General features: G+C 56.1%; 15 protein-coding genes. 7 read left to right on the forward strand and 8 right to left on the reverse strand.

Annotated features, from left to right (window positions below; all coding sequences use genetic code 11):
• Window positions 1-4: 4 nt before the first annotated feature.
• The 6 genes from AC3IUE_RS15810 to AC3IUE_RS15835 form a co-directional block, all read right to left on the reverse strand.
• On the reverse strand, window positions 5-931 hold the full coding sequence (locus AC3IUE_RS15810; protein WP_046055095.1) for a carbohydrate ABC transporter permease: 927 nt from the start codon (window positions 929-931) through the stop codon (window positions 5-7).
• Window positions 932-1,076: 145 nt separating this feature from the next.
• Complete coding sequence (locus tag AC3IUE_RS15815; protein ID WP_489268637.1) at window positions 1,077-2,387, reverse strand: ABC transporter substrate-binding protein; 1,311 nt, start codon at window positions 2,385-2,387, stop codon at window positions 1,077-1,079.
• Window positions 2,388-2,614: 227 nt separating this feature from the next.
• The gene (locus AC3IUE_RS15820; RefSeq protein ID WP_489268638.1) at window positions 2,615-3,520 is read right to left on the reverse strand and encodes a helix-turn-helix domain-containing protein; all 906 of its coding nucleotides are present in this window, start codon (window positions 3,518-3,520) and stop codon (window positions 2,615-2,617) included.
• Window positions 3,521-3,599: 79 nt separating this feature from the next.
• Window positions 3,600-4,481, reverse strand: a complete 882-nt coding sequence (locus AC3IUE_RS15825; RefSeq protein ID WP_489268640.1) for a phosphatidylinositol-specific phospholipase C domain-containing protein — start codon at window positions 4,479-4,481, stop codon at window positions 3,600-3,602.
• 191 nt (window positions 4,482-4,672) lie between these two features.
• Window positions 4,673-5,536: a phosphatidylinositol-specific phospholipase C domain-containing protein gene (locus AC3IUE_RS15830; protein ID WP_489268641.1), complete on the reverse strand. Its 864-nt coding sequence runs from the start codon at window positions 5,534-5,536 to the stop codon at window positions 4,673-4,675.
• Between the two features lie 149 nt (window positions 5,537-5,685).
• A complete protein-coding gene (locus tag AC3IUE_RS15835; protein ID WP_489268642.1) occupies window positions 5,686-6,981 on the reverse strand; it encodes a glycosyltransferase in 1,296 nt (431 codons plus the stop codon).
• Window positions 6,982-7,301: 320 nt separating this feature from the next.
• On the opposite strand from AC3IUE_RS15835, the gene AC3IUE_RS15840 reads away from it, so the two are divergent.
• Entirely contained in the window at window positions 7,302-9,647 is a 2,346-nt protein-coding gene (locus AC3IUE_RS15840; RefSeq protein ID WP_489268643.1) for a hypothetical protein, read from the forward strand.
• A gap of 230 nt (window positions 9,648-9,877) precedes the next feature.
• On the opposite strand, the gene AC3IUE_RS15845 is transcribed toward AC3IUE_RS15840, so the two are convergent.
• Both AC3IUE_RS15845 and AC3IUE_RS15850 read right to left on the reverse strand, forming a co-directional pair.
• Window positions 9,878-11,383 carry a PhoPQ-activated protein PqaA family protein gene (locus AC3IUE_RS15845; protein WP_489268645.1) on the reverse strand — a complete coding sequence of 502 codons (1,506 nt, stop codon included), beginning with the start codon at window positions 11,381-11,383 and terminating at the stop codon, window positions 9,878-9,880.
• Window positions 11,384-11,549: 166 nt separating this feature from the next.
• On the reverse strand, window positions 11,550-11,909 hold the full coding sequence (locus AC3IUE_RS15850) for a response regulator (RefSeq protein WP_489268647.1): 360 nt from the start codon (window positions 11,907-11,909) through the stop codon (window positions 11,550-11,552).
• Between the two features lie 262 nt (window positions 11,910-12,171).
• Between AC3IUE_RS15850 and AC3IUE_RS15855 the strand changes: the two genes are divergently transcribed.
• From AC3IUE_RS15855 to AC3IUE_RS15880, 6 genes are all read left to right on the forward strand, one after another.
• Complete coding sequence (locus tag AC3IUE_RS15855; protein ID WP_489268649.1) at window positions 12,172-15,663, forward strand: response regulator; 3,492 nt, start codon at window positions 12,172-12,174, stop codon at window positions 15,661-15,663.
• Entirely contained in the window at window positions 15,663-16,496 is an 834-nt protein-coding gene (locus tag AC3IUE_RS15860; RefSeq protein ID WP_056740078.1) for a CheR family methyltransferase, read from the forward strand. The genes AC3IUE_RS15855 and AC3IUE_RS15860 overlap by 1 nt, the downstream gene beginning before the upstream one ends.
• Window positions 16,493-17,086, forward strand: a complete 594-nt coding sequence (locus AC3IUE_RS15865; RefSeq protein ID WP_056740080.1) for a chemotaxis protein CheB — start codon at window positions 16,493-16,495, stop codon at window positions 17,084-17,086. Before AC3IUE_RS15860 ends, AC3IUE_RS15865 begins: the two co-directional genes overlap by 4 nt.
• A complete protein-coding gene (locus AC3IUE_RS15870; protein WP_489268652.1) occupies window positions 17,080-18,261 on the forward strand; it encodes a hybrid sensor histidine kinase/response regulator in 1,182 nt (393 codons plus the stop codon). The genes AC3IUE_RS15865 and AC3IUE_RS15870 overlap by 7 nt, the downstream gene beginning before the upstream one ends.
• A 77-nt stretch (window positions 18,262-18,338) precedes the next feature.
• Window positions 18,339-18,716 carry a response regulator gene (locus AC3IUE_RS15875; RefSeq protein WP_008146959.1) on the forward strand — a complete coding sequence of 126 codons (378 nt, stop codon included), beginning with the start codon at window positions 18,339-18,341 and terminating at the stop codon, window positions 18,714-18,716.
• 706 nt (window positions 18,717-19,422) lie between these two features.
• Complete coding sequence (locus AC3IUE_RS15880) at window positions 19,423-20,445, forward strand: IS110 family RNA-guided transposase (RefSeq protein ID WP_489268654.1); 1,023 nt, start codon at window positions 19,423-19,425, stop codon at window positions 20,443-20,445.
• Window positions 20,446-20,479: the final 34 nt, after the last annotated feature.

Here is a 20,479-nt window from a genome sequence, read left to right on the forward strand (position 1 = left end):
GGCCTCAGGCTTTGTCTGTCAGGTTTTTGCCGATCATGCGCACCAGCACGATGGCTGCGATGTTGGCGATCACCACCGCGATCAAGCCACCGGCGGACGCCATGCCGACGTCGAACTGCACCAGCGCCTGGTTGTAGATCAGGTAGGCGAGATTGGTCGAGGCGTAGCCGGGGCCGCCGTTGGTGGTGGTGAAGATTTCGGCGAACACCGAGAGCAGGAAGATGGTTTCGATCATCACCACGACGGCAATCGGCCGTGCCAGGTGCGGCAAGGTCAGGTGCCAGAAAATCGCGATCGGCCCGGCACCGTCGAGGCGCGCGGCTTCCTTCTGTTCCTGGTCGAGGGACTGCATGGCGGTCATCAGGATCAGGATCGCGAACGGCAGCCATTGCCAGGACACAATGATGATGATCGACAGCAGCGGGTAGTGCGCCAGCCAGTCCACCGGCTGCGCGCCGAACAGCTTCCAGACGTAGGCGAGAATCCCCGATACCGGATGGAAAATCAGGTTCTTCCAGATCAGCGCACCGACGGTGGGCATGATGAAAAACGGCGAGATCAGCATCACCCGCACGATGCCGCGACCGAGAAACTCACTGGCCTCCAGCAGCGCACTGATCAACACGCCAAACACCACGCTGATCAGCAGCACGCTGCCGACCAGCAACAAGGTGTTGGTGGCGCCGGGCAGGAAACCCGAGTCGCTGAGGAAGTAGCTGAAGTTCTCCAGCCCGACGAACTCGTTCTCACCGGGGTAGAGCAGGTTGTAGCGGATCAATGAGAAGTAAACGGTCATGCCCAGCGGCACGATCATCCACAGCAGCAACAACGCCACCGAGGGGCTGACCAAGAACCAGCCGGGGTTGGCCAACCGGCTTTTACGCACCGGTTGGGGAATGTCCATGTGAGCTTTGGCAGTTGAAATATTCATGGCGATAGAACCGATAAGGAACAGACAAATGAAGAACAACTGTGGGAGCGAGCCTGCTCGCGAAAGCGGTGTTCCAGTCGCCAGAGATGCATCGGATGTACCGACCTCTTCGCGAGCAGGCTCGCTCCCACATTGAAATGGCGGGTTACTTGGGGTAACCGGCGCGCTTCATTTCCCGTTCGGTGGTTGACTGGGCGGCGGTCAGGGCCTGGTCGACCGTGGTCTGGCCGATCAGTGCCGCCGAGAACAGTTTGCCGACCTGGGTGCCCACGGCCTGGAATTCAGGAATGGTCACCAACTGGATGCCGATATACGGCACGGGCTTGAGGGTCGGCTTGCTCGGGTCCGCGGCTTTCAGCGATTCAAGGGTCACTTTGGCGAACGGCGCAGCCTTCATGTACTCATCGCTGTACGTCGAAGCGCGAGTACCTGGCGGCACGTTGGCAATGCCGTCTTTCTCGGCAACCAAAGCACCGTATTCCTTGGAAGTGGCCCAGGCGCTGAAGGTTTTCGCGGCGTCCTTGGCCTTGGAACTGGTCGGAATTGCCAGCGCCCAGGAATACAACCAGGCCGAGCCCTTGTCCGTGGTTTCGTGCGGAGCGTAGGTGAAGCCGACGTGGTCGCTGACCTTGCTTTGGGTTTTGTCGGTGACGAAGGAGCCGGCGACGCTGGCATCGACCCAGATCGCACATTTGCCGCTGTTGAACAGCGCGAGGTTTTCGTTGAAACCGTTGCTCGACGCACCCGGCGGGCCGGATTTCTTCATGGTGTCGACGTAGAAGTTCAGCGCGTTTTTCCACTCGGGGCCGGTGAATTCCGGTTTCCACTGCTCATCGAACCAGCGCGCACCATAGGCATTGGCGACGGTGGTGATCAGCGCCATGTTCTCGCCCCAACCGGCCTTGCCGCGCAGGCAGATGCCGTACTGTTCTTTATCCTTATTGGTGAGTTTGCTGGCGAATTCGCTGATCTGGGTCCAGGTCGGGTGCTCGGGCATGGCCAGCCCGGCTTCCTTGAACAGATCGGTGCGGTAATAGGTGATGGAGCTTTCGGCGTAGAAGGGCAAGGCATACAGCGAACCCTTGACCGACAGGCCTTCACGCACCGATGGGAACACGTCGTCGAGGGCATAACTGGCCGGCAAGTCCTTCATCGGCTCCAGCCAGCCTTTGGCGCCCCAGAGTGCGGCTTCGTACATGCCAATGGTCAGCACATCGAACTGTCCGCCCTGAGTGGCGATGTCGGTGGTCAGGCGTTGGCGCAGGACATTTTCTTCCAGCACCACCCAATTGAGCTTGATGTCCGGATGCTCGGCCTCGAAGGTTTTCGAGAGTTTTTGCATGCGGATCATGTCGCTGTTGTTGACGGTGGCGATGGTCAGGGTCTGGGCGCCGAGGCTGACGCTGCTGAGGGTCATGCAGGTGAGGGCAAGCAGAGCTTTTACAGAAGGTTGCATCGTGCACTCCTTTTCTGCACCCGGCGGGTACAGAAGGACAGTTATTGTTTTTGTGTCTTCCGACGGCAGGAAGAATGTGCACTGATTACAGCCTTCAATTGACGACGTGACAAATCATCCATCGCACTTAGATTGATACTATTTTGCACTGGTGTTTGGAGGGAGAGGTGCAGGGAACGGCTTTTTAGCGGTTAGACCCTATGGATTCCGTACAGGTTTTCAGGCGTTTAACCCAGGTTCTGCTCGGTCAACCGCTGCACGGCCAATCGCCGGTAGTGCGACGGCGTCATGCCCTTGAGTTGCTGAAAACGCCGATTGAAGTTGGAAATATTGTTGAAGCCCGATTCGAAACACACATCGGTTATCGGTTTGTCACCGTCGGCCAGCAGCTCACAGGATTTGCTGATGCGCAGTCGATTGACGAATTCGATGAAGCAGCGGCCGGTGGCTTGCTTGAACACTCGGCTGAAATAAGTCGGCTTCATGCCCAAGTGCTCGGCGACTTCCTCCAGCGGCAGTTCACGGGCGTAATGCGCAAAGATGTAATCCACCGCCCGGTTGGTGCGATCGATATTGTGCTCGTCGGCCAATTGCGGGGTCGTGGCCCCGGACAGCAGCTGATAGTCGTCAGAGGTCGCCAGCAACTCCAGCAGAATGAAAAAGTGCCCGAGGCGTGTCACGCCTTTGGTGTCGGCGATGCGCTGCATCAACGTCATGGCCTGGCGAATGGTGCGCTTGCAGCGAAACTCGATGCCGTACTGGGCGCGCTCCAACAGCGGCGCCAGCGTTTTGAGCTCGGTAAACACCAAGTGGCCGCTGTCGAACAACTCGTCCGTGAAATTGACCAGCATGTCGCGCTTGGGCACCACTTCGTCTTCGGCCACCTGGCTTATCCAGTTGTGGGGAAGGTTGGGGCCGGTGAGGAATAGCGATTCTGGATAGAAGTTACCGATGTAGTCACCGATGAACACTTTGCCGGAGCTGGCGACGATCAGGTGCAGTTCGTACTCCTTGTGAAAATGCCAGCGTACCAACGGGCAAGGAAAACCGTGCTGGCGATAGATGATGGACAACCCGTTATGGTCGTCCATCAGTTCGTAGGAGGGGTCTGTTACGCGGGCTGTTCGGGTCATGTCAGGACGCTTTTCTTGTTATCGCTATCCGATCATGCCTCTTTTGGCGCTTGCTGTGCCAGCCTGCCACGACTTTCGCTTATGTCGGCTCATGCAGCCTGTGTCCGTAAACCGCCTTCATGCTGGTGGCGCTCCAGCAGTAGCGGACAATATCCGCCTCATCAAAGAAATCGGTGCTGATGATGCTGCAACGGGTCACCCAATCTCGGGTGGTGTGGAACCAGTCGTTGATTTGGTTTTTGATGTGCTGCGGGCCACTCAGCAGCGAATAGCAGGTCGCTGGCAATGACCAGAGAAATGTTTCGTAAGGTGCTCCCGAGAGAGTTGTCTGGATATGCGATTGCAGATCGCTGGTGTCGGTGAATACCTTGCCGTTCCATTTGTGAGGCACATGCGGCCAGAAATACTCACTGTCGAGTCCGGGCTTCGTCTGTGCGGCCATAACAATGCGGCGCTGCGAACTGGCGCGCGTGAGCTGTTCCACGGTACTGCGCGCATCCGAAGGACGGATCAAACGCGAGCCCAGGCGGCGTATCAGTAAATCATTGAATTGTCGGTAGTCGAAAGGCTTCGCTGCATCCCCTAACTGGTGGAAGTCGAGGACGATGAATTCGTCCGGGTTTCGGTCGAGGAATATCGTCACCGCGTCGATCAGTTCATCAAGAATGCGGTGGGACTGATAGCCGTTGTGATGGAAGTAGAACACCGGTACTACCGGGCCGGCGGTACAGCCAAGCCGGATATCGAACGCCCGTGCGCCGTTGGCCAGTTGCCAGGCAAATGAGTCGTTCTGGCACGTTGTCCAGTTGCCGACCACCACCTCATAGTTGGGCGCTTTTTTGTCCATGCCGGCGTTGTGCGTGCCGGGCCAGACAATATCGGTCAGCTTCAACTGGCCGATATCCAGTACGTTGCTCATCCATCTCTGTTTGTTGAGTGTGGTTGCTGTATTGCGGGTCATGACAGTTCCTTGTCGTTGATTCGCCCCATCCGTGGGGAGAAGAAGTTCATGTGTCGGATGTGGCTGGGTGCCACATCCGTATCACTCGCCTGAGACAAAAGGCTTTCATGACCCAGCATAGAAGTGCGTGGCAGTATTGCCAGCGTCGGAAACACTTACACAAGAATAGCTATTTGATGGCGCGAAAATTGTTAATTTCGCTTGCTCGCTTTCGTCAGGTTTACAGTTCGGCAATAAGAGACAATGTTGGATTCTTCAATAAAATCGACATTGATGATGTTGCACTTTGACGCCCAGTCGCTTTTCTTCGGATCGAACCAGGAATTAAGCTCGTCATGAATATCCACGGGGCCACCGAGAGCACTGTAACTGGTGGCGGAAAGCGACCACGGTGCCCATGTGCCCGGCGGGTATTTCAGCACATTAATAATGTGCTGTTTCAAATCAGCGGCATCGGTGATGCCGCTGCCTGACCATTTGTGCCCGATCTGCTCGTTAAATACGTTTTGATCGAGTGCACTGTTCCAAGGGGCCGCGACCAAAATTCTTTGCATAGAGCTGATTTGTTTGAGTTGACGAAGACTCAGAGACCGGTTTTTGGTGGGGATTATGCGATCGCCGACGAGGAGCTCCATCAAGCTGTTGAAGTAAGCGAAATCAAACTGGTCCCCCTTCAGTTCATGAAAGTCCAGGATGATGAATTCGTTGGGGTTCTCTCGAAGAAATTTTTCAACGTCGAATAGAAGGTTCCCCACGGTACGACCATTACGGTAACCGTTGTGATGAATGCAGTATTTTCCGGGTCCCAGCGCGTCGGCGTCGTACATTAAACGGATGTCTAGCGCTCGAGATCCGTGGTTCATCTGGGCATAAAACGATTGGTGCTGACAGGCCAGCCAGTGGGCGCCTGGAATCAGCGGCCAGGATGCTTTCCAATCGCTGCCCGCGTTATGAGTGCCTGGCAGCGTCAATTCGCAGAGCGACAATGTATCAATTGCCGGAGTAGCGGCCATCCAGTTGTTAAGTGTGTAATTATTCTGAACGACGTTGTCCATTTAATGCATCCTTGCATTGATTTTTTAAGGGTGGGTAGTTGCGCCGAACTTAACTGGTAAAGTTAACGTTCGACTGGGTATTTATAGGGGTGGCATTAGGCTTGGTCAATAACAGTGATAATGCAAAATGTTTGTTATTGGAGTAAGCGCTATAACGGATTTCGATTCTTCGCTTCAATCCATTGCGCCATGTATTGCGTGCTTTTATGGTGGTGATGACGCAACATGCTTCCCGTAAAGTTATCGCTTCTAAGTTGTGCCAAGTGTTGTTGGCAATACAATAACTTTTCGATCAGCGCCGGACCATGCTCCGATTGTCGATAACGATCGGCCAGCAATGCCTTCCCTTGGAATTGGGCGTCCGTCCACAGACCCTCGTCCTTGTACAGCCGAACCGCGCAATCGGCGAACGCCTGTGCTGTGCGGGTCACGGCCCCCGGCCAGAGATGTTCGCCATGCATCGCTTCTGCGCCGATTGGCGTTGTGATCGTGGGCGTGCCACACAACATGGCGTCGACAATTTTGCCTTTGATGCCGGCACCGAAGCGTAGGGGGGCCAGACAAATCCGTGCGCCAGACATGACTTTTAACGCATCTTCCGCCCAGTTCATTACATGAAAACCCTGGCCGGGGTTATGCAACGCAGTCGCTTTGGGCGGTGTGTAAGCACCGTAAATGTGCAATTGAGCCGTTGGCAGTTGTTGGCGGATCAGCGGCCAGACAGTGGTTTTCATCCAGAGAACCGCATCCCAGTTGGGCGCATGACGGAAGTTGCCGATGCTGAGAAAGTGCGCGCGGTCTTCAAACGAAACCGGTGGCACGCTCGGTAGATCGACCATCAGCGGGCACCAATGCAGCAAGTGGCGCGGCAGCTTGAATTGCTCGACCAGCAACTCGATCTCTACTTCTGAAATCATCAGATTCAAGTCGCAACGATAAATCGCTGCGATTTCCCGTTTAGCCAGATCGGTCTCGGCCATGAGTTCGAACTCTTCACGTAACGCCGGCGCGAACAAATCGGTGAAATCATTGGCGTCGTCACTGGCCTTCAAACGCTCCTTGAGGCGTTGATGGCGGGCATCTCGCAGGCTTCGCAGATCAGAGGTCTCAAGCACGCGTAAAGCAGCGGGGCAGTGTTTTTCAACGCGCCAGCCGAACTGTTCTTCCATCATGAACTGATCGAACAGAACGATATCCGGGGCCAGTTCGCTGATGAACGTGTCGAAACTGCTGTTGTTCAATTCGATCGGGACTTCGCGAATGCCCAGGACCGTCAGGTCTGCCCGGTGTTCACCGGTGCCGGCCGGGCTACTGAAAGTAATGTCCCAGCCTCGCTGCAAGAAGGTCTCGAGAATTTGCATCATGTGCCCGCTGGCCGCTGAAGAGCGGGGCTCGGGCCAGACGTAGCCAATGACCAGGACTTTGGTTGCGCGAGGCTGAGTCATGAGAGACGTTCCTTGATACGAACAGAGGGTTGAAGGTAAGCAAGATGAGATTAAACCACAGTCGACTGCACTATTTTTCATCCCGTTAGCATTGTGACGTGTTCTGAACTAAGCCCATTATTTGAAGGGTAGGTGTCCACACATTGTCATGCTCGCGTCTTATTTCGGTTTGCCTTAAGTAATTTATATGTTCTGGCAATGGTTGTTAACAACTAAGGTGTTCTAAATTTGCGTTGAGTTCTATACGGTGCACTCTCTATTTTTATGAGGGGAAAGAGTGATTGGCTCTTGGCCTCAATGATGAGTATGGAGTTGTATTGATGATGAGTTCTATAAGTGTCAATGAAAAATCTGAAGGGGAATATTCGTTGCTGTGGTTGCTGGATCCGCTAGACGAGTTTGCGGAAATCGAGCCCGTGCCACGCTTGGCCAGAACGAAGACAGTTCAGTGGCCGGCGCCCGACGAAGAAGTGTTTGAGGGTGTGAATATAAAAGAGTTGAGCAGTGAAATACTCGACGGATGTGTAAATGCTACCGATCCCGCAAGTTTCGATCCTGCCTACTTTATTCAGCGTCGCATTGAAGAGACGGTGTTTGAGTTTGTATCGGACCCAAAGCTTCTTTCGTGGATTACGTACGATGCGAAAATTCGGGTTGTATATGTTGAACCTGGGCCGGTTAAGCGTAGCGACTCGCAGAGCGCTGAAAAAACCCCTGTAGACTGGAAGGAAAAAACATTTACGCTGGCGGAAATCTGCACGGATTACCATCATCGCGTCCTGAAGGATATAGGTTACAAGGAAGTAAAGTGGCCGTCGTATTATCCTGCCGAGCTCGTTAAAACGTTTACCGATGCGGACTATCAAGCCGACTTTCGGCAGCACGTCGCTGATAATCTGCAACATCCGGCAGCACATGCCTTTGGAAACCTGGTTAAAAAAACTGCACTCAACAAACTAGTGGTTAACTACATCCAGAGTGATAAGAACTCCATGGAGAATCGGATTATTGCCTTTGAGTACCTCAAAGGCATCATTCCGCCACGGACTCTGAACTTGCACAGCGATCCGGATCTAGCGGTTGATAATGCGATTTTCATTGGGCGCAGTAATCTTGGTCGAGGGATATTGTTCTTTCTTGGTGCGCAGGACTACGCAATAGAATTTCCCGCAGGACATGACGAGCGAGGCCGTTTTTTAGAAAAAAACTCGCAACTGCAGAAATTGTTGTTAATGCGTGTCCCATTGAGTGCGCAACAGAAGCCTTATGTTCAGGATTTCAAGTACCGAGGGAAGGAGTTTCCTCTTTTCGCAACGCGCCCTAATTATCGGGAAGTTGTATTTCAGTCGAGTACAGACATCGGCAAAGACCTCTTCGATCAACAGATCAAACGGGCTTTGGCGGATATCGATACATTGGTCTCGACACACTCGGAACGCGTGACCGATATAGCCCTGGAGGCGGCTGGCTATCTGCTGCAATGCGTGGCGTTCGCCGTTTCGCTACCCTACGGTGGAGCCGGTGCATTGGCGTCCGCGCCGATCAGGATGTTGATTCCTTTCCTTCTGGGTCTGGGGGCTTCTGCAACCGATCTGATTCGAGCCGAGCTGTCGGACGACCCAGCAGAGGCTGACCGTTTGAGGATCAGTGCAGCGATCGGTGCTTTGGCTGAACTGGCTGGACCGATTGGCGAAAAACTCCTCGGTAAAGCCCTGTCTATCGCCGCGAAGAAAAGAATCAGCCAAAGAGTGCTCGAGGCGCTCAAGCGCTCAAATAGACCTTCATTGGTACGCAGGCCGGCAGGCAGTATCAGCCATCAACTGGCAAGCACTACCGGCAAAGAAATACCCGGGGCAGGTCAGGGACTGGTTGTCGCCGGTTACCTGTCGGAGTTGACGGGCGGCCCTAATGTGGCTCAAAAACTCGCGACAGACTCACATGTCATCAGGCTTTCGGGGCCGGAAAAAGGTTACGTTTATCAGGGGTTCGTGTTCCGTGGCGACACGCGAGACCCATTGGTTGTCTTCGAAAAGGGCTTCACGCAACGGACCCCGATCAAGGACATCAATCAGGTCAATGGCTTCAAGGGCGGTTATGGAGGTGCCCATGACGCTCTGGACCTTGACGGTGCCGGTATATCGACTTCAGCGTTCTACAAAAAAGACGGTGCGGGCGCATTTGTGTATGGCGGTCAAAAAGGCGGGTATACCTATTTTATTGATGCTCGCCAGTTAGAGGGGTTTCATTTGTATGCCAATACCGAGCTGGCATTTCGTCCCAACTCCGGGTTGAAACAGCTACCCCCACTGGAGATCAACTACGCAGTCGATCTGCCACCCGGGTTGATTCTCGGCGCCTATGACCCTACAGGGAGATTCATTCCCAATCCAAAAGCCATCGAACGGGCAATTAAAGCGAGCGGTGTCAGTCCGCTGGACGGGTTTGGGCGAGATACAGGGAAAAAAGTCGGTCAAGGGGTAGGCGTTGGTTCCGAGTTGGCCGGTGTGGACTTTGGCAATGAAGGCGTGGCTGATATCGAAACATCGCCCGCTGCGCCAGACACAACTACGACCGCCTCACGACCGACGACCGCAAAAGTCGACATCAATGACATTATCGCTTTCAGGGAGCGGCAGGAAGCCAAACGTAAACGTCAGAATTCCTGAGTCGGTTCACCGTCCAGGTCAGGCGTTCGCGAGAAATCGGCCTCGAGCACCTTGAATTCGAGTTCCTCCAGCGGGGCTGGGTCATCGGTATCCTTGAGACGGGTAATCGGGTAGGGCGTGGTACTGAACTGAACGCTCCGGCGTCAGGCGCAAGAAAGTGGATGACCGAGAACAGTCAAGGAAACACGACAACCCCACAGAGCAAAAGAGTGAAATTGTCGTGTCTTGATTTACTGGCCCGGGGTGGCGGGTAGCGTTTTGCAATATGCCTCATCGGCGGGTGGTGCCTGATTCGGATATGTATCCGGAAGCACCTTGACCATTGTCGTTTCGACAACACCGTCCGCGTACTCAGCTTCGAAGAACTCGGCGCTCCAACCCACCTTGGGAGCACGGAGAGTCGTCTGGACGTCCATTGAGGCCGGCAACTTTGCTGCGGTGTAGCGCACGCCGCAGTTGTACCGGAAGTCCCGGGCCTTCGGGTTGAGCGCTGTCCACTGGGTCATCCTGATCGGCATTTCGGACAAGGTCAGGTGCAACTTGGTCGATGTGGCGTCCAGGCGCTGTTCCTGTGCCTTTAACCTCGGTGCGGTATTGCCGGTCTGCCGCCGCTTGATATAAGGAATCAGGTTCGCTTCAACAAACGCCCGCACATCGTGGGCGGAATTGGGAATGACCCGAAGTGTGTTGTCACCCGGCAGGTCTGGAAAATACTGGCGTGAAGCATCCGGGATGAAGAAGTCATCGCCACTGGCGTTGACCATGTATTTCGGGATCTTCAAGCGGTCGATGTAGCCGGACAGATTCCGATAGGTCATCGGATCTTCGACCTGCATCAGCTTCTTGAACGGCTCGCTCTTGCGTTGGGCGATCACGCCTTGCAAGTAGTAGTCGATGTACGCCAGGGGCCAGTTACCGCCGTAGGCCAGAAACGTCTGGTCGAACACTTTGTCCGTATTCAAGACGTCGATGACAAACGGCACGATGCTATCGACGCGCGAGTCCGCAAGGGCGGACAGCCATACCGCCCAACCGCGTTTCGACGCGCCGGTGGCAAGAAAGCTCACGACCTGGCCTGGCGGCGTTTCCTTTTGCGCCAGGTCCATGGCCTTGACCAGCGCTTCCATCATCGGCACATGCAGCGACATAAAGGGCTGTTGTTCCGGGGCCTGCATGAATAGCTTCCAGCTGTGGGCAACGCTGCCATCTTCTGTCCGAGGCACGCCGTCATCGCTGTAGGTCAAATACTGGTTAGGGACATTGCTGACGGCCACTACGATCAAACCGGTTTGCCGGGCAATGTTGAGCAGTGTTTGCGGCGAAAAGTTGTTGGGTGCTCCCGGAGACTCACCGGGCAAAGGGTTGTTGACGCCATCGTTGGCGACCAGCACGGCACGCGTACCCTTGACGTTGTCGGGAATGTACAGGTCGACTCCATGGGTCCAGTTTGCCGGGGCGACTTGACCGCCCTGGCCCCAGGACTGTGACGTCAGCTCGAAGCGCCGGATGTTGACGCCGGGCTGTTGCTCTTGTCCCTTACTGATGTAGCGCAGCGGTTGCGTCGCTTCGGCTTTGCGATAGCAGCTCAATACTTCGCTGAACGCCTGTCCGCTCTGTTCAAAGCAGTGTTGGGGATTGTCGGAAGAGGCTGATCGGCAACCATATCCGGCGGTGAGCATCAGCAATAATCCGCTGATCTTCAAATAACGTGCGTAGCGTTCGGTTCGACTCGGCATGGACTCGGCTCCTTATGAGTGGGAATTACCGGTCCAATCAAACGCCAGGCGGGCGACCTTTTCTACTGTCAGAGTTGACAGGTCAGAGCCCAAAAACGCCGAAAAATGCAGCCTTGCGTCGGTTTACGCAGAAAAGTGGTGGGGCCAAGATGCCCAGTCAACAGTCTCAGGCCAGCATGCCTTTGACCTTGTCGCGCAGCTGATCAATCGAAAACGGTTTGCCGATCACCGACATGCCTGCGGGCACATCAATACTTTCGGCATAGCCGCTGGCGAACAAAATCGGCAACTCAGGGCGCAGCATCCGCGCCTGGGTAGCCAGTTCACGGCCGTCCATCACCGGCAAACCAACGTCTGTCATCATCAAATCGATGTACTGATCTTCATCGTTGAGAAACTCCAGCGCCTGTTCACTGCCATCGGCCTCGAGCACCTTGAACTCGAGCTCCTCCAGCACATCGACAATCAGCATGCGCACGATGGCGTCGTCTTCGACTACAAGGATGATGGACGCGTTGACGTGCATAGTGGGGGGTCTCAGAGGATGAATTCGTGGTTGTCGGTCGATCGAAATCGCCGGGCTCTTGCTTGAGTAAGTGACGGAACCCGACAAGTTCCCACGCGGTAGAAAAAAGAATAGCCGCACAAGTGCTGGCAAGGATAACCGCTCCTTTGCGCTGGAGCAGTGGAATGTAGGATTTTGCTCGAAAAGGTGTCAGAAAATTGGATCAAACCGGCGCTTTTGGGGCAAACTCCTTGGTTTTCAACAGTTCGACAAGGTTTCCCCCATGACATCCGCGTCTTCGGTTGATGAGCAACGATTCCGTAAACTCCTGAGCCGCAACGTCAGCCTGCCGTTGGGTGTCGGCGTGCTCAGTGCAGTGTTCTTTGTTTTGCTGATTACTTATCTGCTGTCGATGATCCAGTGGGTCGAGCACACCGACCGGGTGATCAATAACGCGAATGAATCGATCAAGCTGACCGTCGATCTGGAAACCGGTATGCGCGGCTTCCTGCTCACTGGCGACGAGCACTTCCTTGAACCCTACGAAACGGCCAAGCCGCGAATCGGTGTCGCCCTCAATACCTTGCTCGAACTGACCGCGGACAATCCGGTGCAGACCGACCGCCTGCACCGGCTCCAGGCCTTGCAGAATGAGTGGGCCACTTACGCGCAGGCAATAATTGACTTGCAGCGATCCAGCGGCGATTACCGCAGCGCGGTCAAGGCCGGGCGCGGCAAGCGGCTGACCGATGAGATCCGCAAGCAATTCGAAGACGTGATCGACATGGAGCAACAGTTGCGCACCACGCGTAACGAGGAAGTGCGCCGCACCACGATCTGGAGCATCAGCCTTTACCTGTTGTTCATCGCCGGGATCAGCGCCTTGCTGGCCTACATTGGTCGTAGGGACTTGCTCAACCTTTCGCAAAGTTATAGCGCCAACCTCGCCGGTCAACAGGCCAGCGCTCGTCGCCTGGAACAGCAGGCCTGGTTGCGCAATGGCCAGACCGAACTGGCCGAACAAGTGCTGGGGCAACTGTCGCTTAACCTGCTGGGCCGCAACATTCTGCAGTTCTGCGCGCAGTACCTGGGCACCGCCGTAGCAGCCATTTATGTCCGCGAAGAACATGGCGGTCTCAAGCGCATTGCCTCTTACGGTTTCTCCCGCGAGCAGGAAGCGCGCGAACAGCAGATTTACAGCGATGAAGGCATTGTCGGCCAGGTAGCGAACCAGGCTCGCTTGATCCGTCTCGATGACGTACCGAGCGATTACTTCAAGGTCAGTTCCGGCCTGGGCGAAGGTCTGCCGCATAGCGTGCTGGTGGTGCCGACCAGTGATGACGATCGCGTCAACGGTGTGATCGAACTGGGCTTCCTGCGCCCGCTGACGGACCGCGATGTTGAATTGCTTGAACTGATTGCCGGCAACATCGGCACGTCCATCGAGGCCGCTCGCTATCGCCAGCGTCTGCAGGAAGTGCTGGCCGAAACCCAACAGCTCAATGAAGAGCTGCAGGTTCAACAAGAAGAACTCAAGACTGCCAACGAAGAACTGGAAGAGCAGTCGCGGATTCTCAAGGAATCTCAGGCACACCTGGAAACCCAGCAGGTCGAGCTTGAACAAACCAATGAGCAACTCGCCGAGCAAGCGCAGATCCTCGCCGACCAGCGCGACGCCATGGACCTGAAGAACAGCGAGCTCAATCAGGCCCAGACCCAGCTCGAAGAACGCGCCGAAGAGTTGCAGCGCTCGAGCAAGTACAAGTCTGAATTCCTCGCCAACATGTCCCACGAGTTGCGCACGCCGCTGAACAGCTCGTTGATCCTGGCCAAGTTGCTGGCGGAAAACCCCCAGGAAAACCTCAGCGCCGAGCAGGTCAAGTTTGCCGAGTCGATCTACTCCGCCGGCAATGATTTGCTCAACTTGATCAACGATATTCTCGACATTTCCAAGGTCGAGGCCGGCAAGCTTGAGATGCGACCGGAGAACACCAGTGTCGCGCGTCTGGTGGACGGCTTGCGCGGGATGTTCCAGCCCCTGGCGACCGACAAGAAACTGGATTTCCAGGTCGAGGTGCAGGCGAGTGCGCCGATGATGATCTTCACCGACCGCCAACGTCTGGAGCAGGTCATCAAGAACCTGCTGTCCAACGCGGTGAAATTCACCGAAAAAGGCACGGTCAGCCTGACGGTCGCCAGCCAGCCCAGCGAGGGTATCGCCTTTATCATTCGCGATTCAGGGATTGGCATTGCCGCGGATCAGCAGGACAGCATTTTCGAAGCCTTCCGCCAGGCCGATGGCACCACCAATCGCCGTTACGGTGGCACCGGCCTGGGCTTGTCGATTTCCCGTGACCTGGCCGCCTTGCTCGGCGGTTCCATCAGTGTCACCAGCGAGCCGGGGCAGGGCAGTGTGTTTACGCTGGTTTTGCCGCAGCAATACGTCGAACCGGGCGAGGATCCTGTCGAGGCGATGAGAGCCACGCCGGTTGCCTTTACACCGAGAGTGACGCCCACTGCGCTGGTACCAGTGATCGCCGAAGTTGAAATTCCGCGTTTCGACGACGATCGCACCAAGGCACCCTTCGCCACTCGTTGCATTCTGGTGGTGGAAGACGAGCCGAACTTCGCCAATATCCTTTACGACCTGGCGCATGAGCTGGGGTATCAATGCCTGGTGGCGCACGGCGCGGACGAGGGTTACGACCTGGCCAAGGAATTCATCCCGGACGCCATTCTGCTGGACATGCGTCTGCCGGATCATTCCGGGTTGACTGTGTTGCAACGCCTGAAGGAACACGCCGAAACCCGGCACATTCCGGTGCATGTGATTTCGGTGGAAGACCGCGTCGAAGCCGCGATGCACATGGGCGCTATCGGTTATGCGGTCAAACCGACTACCCGCGAAGAGCTCAAGGACGTGTTTGCCCGCCTTGAGGCCAAGCTGACCCAGAAAGTCAAACGCGTCCTGCTGGTCGAAGACGATGATGTACAGCGCGACAGCATTGCCCGGCTAATCGGCGACGATGACATCGAGATCACTGCCGTTGGCCTGGCGCAGGATGCGCTGGATCTGCTGCGCACGACGATTTTCGACTGCATGATCATCGACCTGAAGCTGCCGGACATGCTCGGCAACGACCTGCTCAAGCGCATGTCCACGGAAGATATCTGCTCGTTCCCTCCAGTGATCGTCTACACCGGGCGCAACCTGACCCGGGACGAAGAGGCCGAGCTGCGCAAGTATTCGCGCTCGATCATCATCAAGGGCGCCCGCTCGCCAGAGCGTTTGCTGGATGAGGTCACACTCTTTCTGCACAAAGTCGAATCCAGGTTGTCCCATGAACGCCAGAGGATGCTCAAGACCGCGCGCAGCCGCGACAAGGTCTTCGAGGGTCGCAAGGTGCTGCTGGTGGACGACGATGTACGCAACATCTTCGCCCTGACCAGTGCCCTGGAGCAAAAGGGTGCAATCGTGGTCATCGGCCGAAACGGCCGTGAAGCGATTGAAAGACTGAATGAAGTCGAGGACATCGATTTGGTGTTGATGGACGTAATGATGCCGGAGATGGATGGTTTCGAAGCCACCATCGAGATCCGCAAGGACCCGCGCTGGCGCAAGCTGCCGATCATTGCGGTGACGGCCAAGGCCATGAAGGACGATCAGGAGCGCTGTTTGCAAGCGGGCTCCAATGATTACCTGGCCAAGCCCATCGACCTGGATCGCCTGTTCTCACTGATTCGCGTGTGGTTACCAAAAATGGAACGCATTTAGTGGAACGCAATTTTTCAGCGGAGCGAAATAGCGAAATCGAAATTCGCTTGTTGATCGAGGCGATCTACCTCAAATACAGCTATGACTTTCGCGACTACTCCGGCGCTTCGATCAAGCGCCGGGTCAATCACGCGTTGAGCCAGTTCGAGTGCACGACCATTTCAGCGTTGCAGGAAAAGGTCTTGCACGACCCGACGGCGTTCATGCAGTTGCTGCAACTGCTGACGATCCCGGTCAGCGAAATGTTCCGCGACCCTTCGCATTTCCTGGCGATCCGTCAGGAAGTGGTACCGCTGCTCAAGACTTACCCCTCGATCAAGATCTGGATCGCCGGTTGCAGCACGGGTGAAGAGGTCTATTCGATGGCCATTCTGCTGCGCGAAGAAGGCTTGCTCGATCGCACCATCATCTACGCCACCGACATCAACCCGCGCTCGCTGGACAAGGCCAAGCAAGGGATTTTCTCCATGGAGAATGTCCGCGCCTACACTCATAACTACCAGCAGGCAGGTGGCCAGCGTTCGTTCGCCGATTACTACACGGCGGCCTACGGTTACGCGATTTTCGACAAGACGTTGTGTGAAAACGTGACCTTCGCCGATCACAGCCTGGCGACTGACAGTGTCTTTTCAGAAACTCAATTAATTTCGTGTCGTAATGTTCTGATTTACTTCAACAAAAAGCTTCAGAATCGTGCTTTCGGTTTGTTCCATGAATCCCTTTGTCATCGAGGATTTTTGGTGCTGGGCAGCAAGGAAACCCTGGATTTTTCGGCCTTCGGCAACCAGTTCGAGCCGTTGGTGAAACAAGAACGGATTTACCGCAAATCATGAACAGTGCAGCGGTTTTGCCTTCCATAGAGGCCATCGTGATCGGCGCCTCGGCCGGCGGAGTGGAGGCGTTGCTGAATATCCTCAGCCCACTGCGAGAAGGCTTCAAGCTGCCGATCATCGTGGTTTTGCACCTGCCGGACGAACGTCGCAGCCAACTGGCCGAGGTGTTCGCACGGCGAGTCGCCATGCCTGTAATGGAAGCCCGCGACAAGACGCAGGTCGAAGCCGGTACGCTGTATTTCGCGACTCCGGGTTATCACTTGTCGGTGGAGCAGGACCGCAGTTTTTCCTTGAGCCTGGAAGCCCACGTGCATTATTCGCGACCGGCCATCGATTACCTGTTCGAGTCGGCCGCCGATGCCTACGGTTCAGCCCTGGCCGCGGTGTTGTTGACCGGCGCCAACCGCGATGGCGCCCGCGGCCTGGCCCAGGTCAAGCGCCGTGGCGGCATGACCATCGTCCAGGACCCGGATGAAGCCCAGGTCGCGACCATGCCTCAGGCGGCGCTTGATATACACCAGCCGGACCACATTCTCCCTATACGCGGCATCGGCCGTCTGCTTGTCGAGCTGGAACGAATCGCATGTTAAGTACTATCCAGGCCAAATTGCTGATCGTCGACGATCTGCCGGAGAACCTGTTGGCGCTCGAGGCACTGATCAAGCGCGAAGACCGTATCGTCTACAAAGCCTTGTCCGCCGACGAAGCCTTGTCGCTGTTGCTGCAACACGAATTCGCCATGGCCATTCTCGACGTGCAGATGCCCGGCATGAACGGCTTCGAACTGGCCGAGCTGATGCGCGGCACGGAAATGACCAAGAACATTCCGATCGTGTTCGTCAGTGCGGCCGGTCGTGAGCTGAACTACGCGTTCAAGGGCTATGAAAGCGGTGCCGTGGATTTCCTCTATAAGCCGCTGGATATCCACGCGGTCAAGAGCAAGGTCAACGTGTTCGTCGAACTGTATCGCCAAAGCAAGGCGATGAAACAGCAGGTCGAAGAGCTGGAGCAAAGCCGCCGCGAGCAGGAAGCGCTGCTCAAGCAGTTACAGAGTACCCAGCTGGAACTGGAGCAAGCGGTGCGCATGCGCGATGACTTCATGTCCATCGTCGCCCACGAAGTCCGCACGCCGCTCAATGGCCTGATCCTCGAAACCCAGTTGCGCAAGATGCACCTGGCCCGGGATAACGCTGCGGCGTTCACCCTGGACAAGATGCATGCGATGGTCGACCGCGATGAGCGGCAGATCAAAAGCCTGATCCGACTGATCGAAGACATGCTCGATGTATCGCGCATTCGTACCGGCAAGCTGTCGATCCGACCGACGCGCTTCGATCTGTCGGCGCTGGTTCGCGGCTTGTTGCAGAACTTTGCCCCACAGGTCGATGCTGCCGAGTCCACGGTCACCTTGGAGGCCGAGCAACCGGTGGTGGGCAGCTGGGACGAGTTTCGCGTTGAACAGGTGATTTCCAACCTGCTGACCAATGCTTTGCGCTACGGCGCCAAGAGTCCGATCACCGTTAAGGTGTACAGTGAGAGCGGTCAGGCTCGGGTGGAAGTACGCGATCTCGGGATCGGCATCGGCGAAGAGAACCAGAAGCGTATTTTCCAGCAGTTCGAACGCGTCACGGCCAAACACGCTGTCGCGGGGTTGGGTCTGGGATTGTTTATTTCCGAGCAGATTGTGGCCGCCCATGGCGGTTCCATTACCGTCGAAAGCCGGATTGGCGAAGGCGCCTTGTTTCGCGTTTGTCTGCCGCTGTAGGAAAACAGCCAGAAAAACGCAACCTCTGATCGACCCCACGGTCGTATCAGCAGCTATTGACCGAACAAAGGCTTCCCATGAGTGAAGATGCACAAGACGTCGTATTGATCGTCGAAGATGACCCCTCCATTTTGATGGTGCTGTCGGCCTATCTGTCGGGTGAGGGCTACCGGGTGTTGCAGGCCGAAAACGGCGAGCAAGCCTTCGAAATTCTGTCGAGCAAACCCCATCTGGACATGATGATCACCGACTTCCGCCTGCCGGGTGGAATCTCTGGTGTCCAGATCGCTGAACCTGCCGTGAAGCTGCGACCGGAACTCAAGGTGATCTTTATCAGCGGTTATCCGCAGGAGATCCGCGAGACGGACAGCCCGATCACCCGTAAGGCGCCGATCCTGGCCAAACCGTTCGATCTGGATGTACTGCAAGAGCTTATGCAGGAAATGCTCTCGTAAGGTGCTTTGCTCCTACGGGTAAAGCTGGGTACATATCCGTTTCTGCGGTGATGGCTGATTACGGTTTCGCTTTTACAGCGAGTCACTTTCGAAAAGCGCGAAAGTAACCAAAGCGCTCTTGCCCCTCCATTCGGTGCCTCGCTGTGGCTCGGCATGCCCTCACTCCGGCATTGCTCCGGGGGCCCGCCGCCATCGGCCATCCATGGCCGGGGGCGGCTACCGCGGCATCCTTGCCGCGGTGCCCCCTGCGCAACGCCTGCGTTCGGCCTCTGGGAAAGGGGCAGACAGATCAAGGTCAAAAGCCAAAGCCACAGCAAGATCAAAAGATCGCAGCCTCGTTTCACTCGACAGCTCCTACCGAGGGAAGGGGGATACGCACGCTCCTCACCACTCAACAGGCCGAGCGTTAGCTCGCCTGCAGCTTTTGATCTTGATGCACCGCGCCCTCGAGAGGCCGAGTGGAGGTTCTGCGCAGTGGGCAACCCGGCATGGATGCCGGGTTAGCCGCCCCCGGCCACGGATGGCCGATGGCGGCGGGCCCACGGAGCAGGACCGGAGCGAGGGCATGCCGAGCCTAGGCGAGGCACCGAACGACAGGGGCAAGAGCCCTTGGTTACTTGGGGCTTAATGAGATGGTCAGCCTGACCGAGAAGCCCTGCAGGTTTACGCTTGCAGGGCTTTTCTCGTTTTCGGCGGAGGATCTCTCATGAACACGATGACGCTTCTCGGTATCGACATTGGCAAACACAGTTTCCACCTGCATGGCCAGGACGCCAAAGGTCATCAGGTCTTGCGCAAGAAAACCAGCCGAGGCCAATTACTCAGCACACTGGTCCAATTACCCGCCTGCACGGTGGTGATGGAGTCTTGCGGCGGCGCTCACTGGCTGGCTCGACAGATCAGGGCATTGGGCCACGAGGTGAAGCTGATTGCCCCGCAGTACGTCAAACCGTTCGTCAAAGGCAACAAAAACGACTTCATTGATGCCGAAGCGATTTGCGAGGCGGCAAGCCGCCCTGCCATGCGCTTCTGCTCGATCAAAACCGCAGAACAGCAAACGCTTTCAGCCCTGCATCGTGTCCGCGATTCATTGATTGGCCATCGCATCGTCGCGACCAACCAAATTCACGGATTTCTGCTGGAGTTCGGGATCAGCCTGCCCATTGGCGTCGCTGCGTTGCACCGCGTGCCGGCGTTGTTGGACGACCCGCAGCACCCGGTTCCATTGCGTCTCAAGGGCTTGGTAATGCGCCTGCATCATCAAATTCAACAGCTCAATGATGAAATCAAGGACATCGAGTCCGACCTGAAACAGCAGTTGAAAGAAGATGATGCCGGCGGCCGTTTGCAGAGCATTCCTGGCATCGGCCCCATTACCGCCAGCGCATTACTGGCGGACGCGGGTGATGCCTCGAACTATCGCAGTGGGCGCGATTTTGCCGCTTCGTTAGGGTTGGTGCCGAAGCAGTATTCAACGGGTGGAAAGACGGTGTTACTGGGGATCAGCAAGCGCGGCGACAAGCACATACGTCGATTACTGGTACAAGGCGCGCGATCCATCATGCTGCGTATCGACAAACGAGAGGATGCGCTAGGGTCTTGGGTCCGTGAGTTGCTGACGCGTCGGCACTCCAATGTCGTCGCGTGTGCGTTGGCGAACAAACTGGCGAGAATTGTGTGGGCGGTACTGGCCAAGGGTGGCCAGTACAACCCACATCCGAACGCTTGAAACTACAGCTTTATCACCGGCTTTTGCGATGTCA

This window comes from Pseudomonas sp. GL_093 (assembly GCF_057837605.1).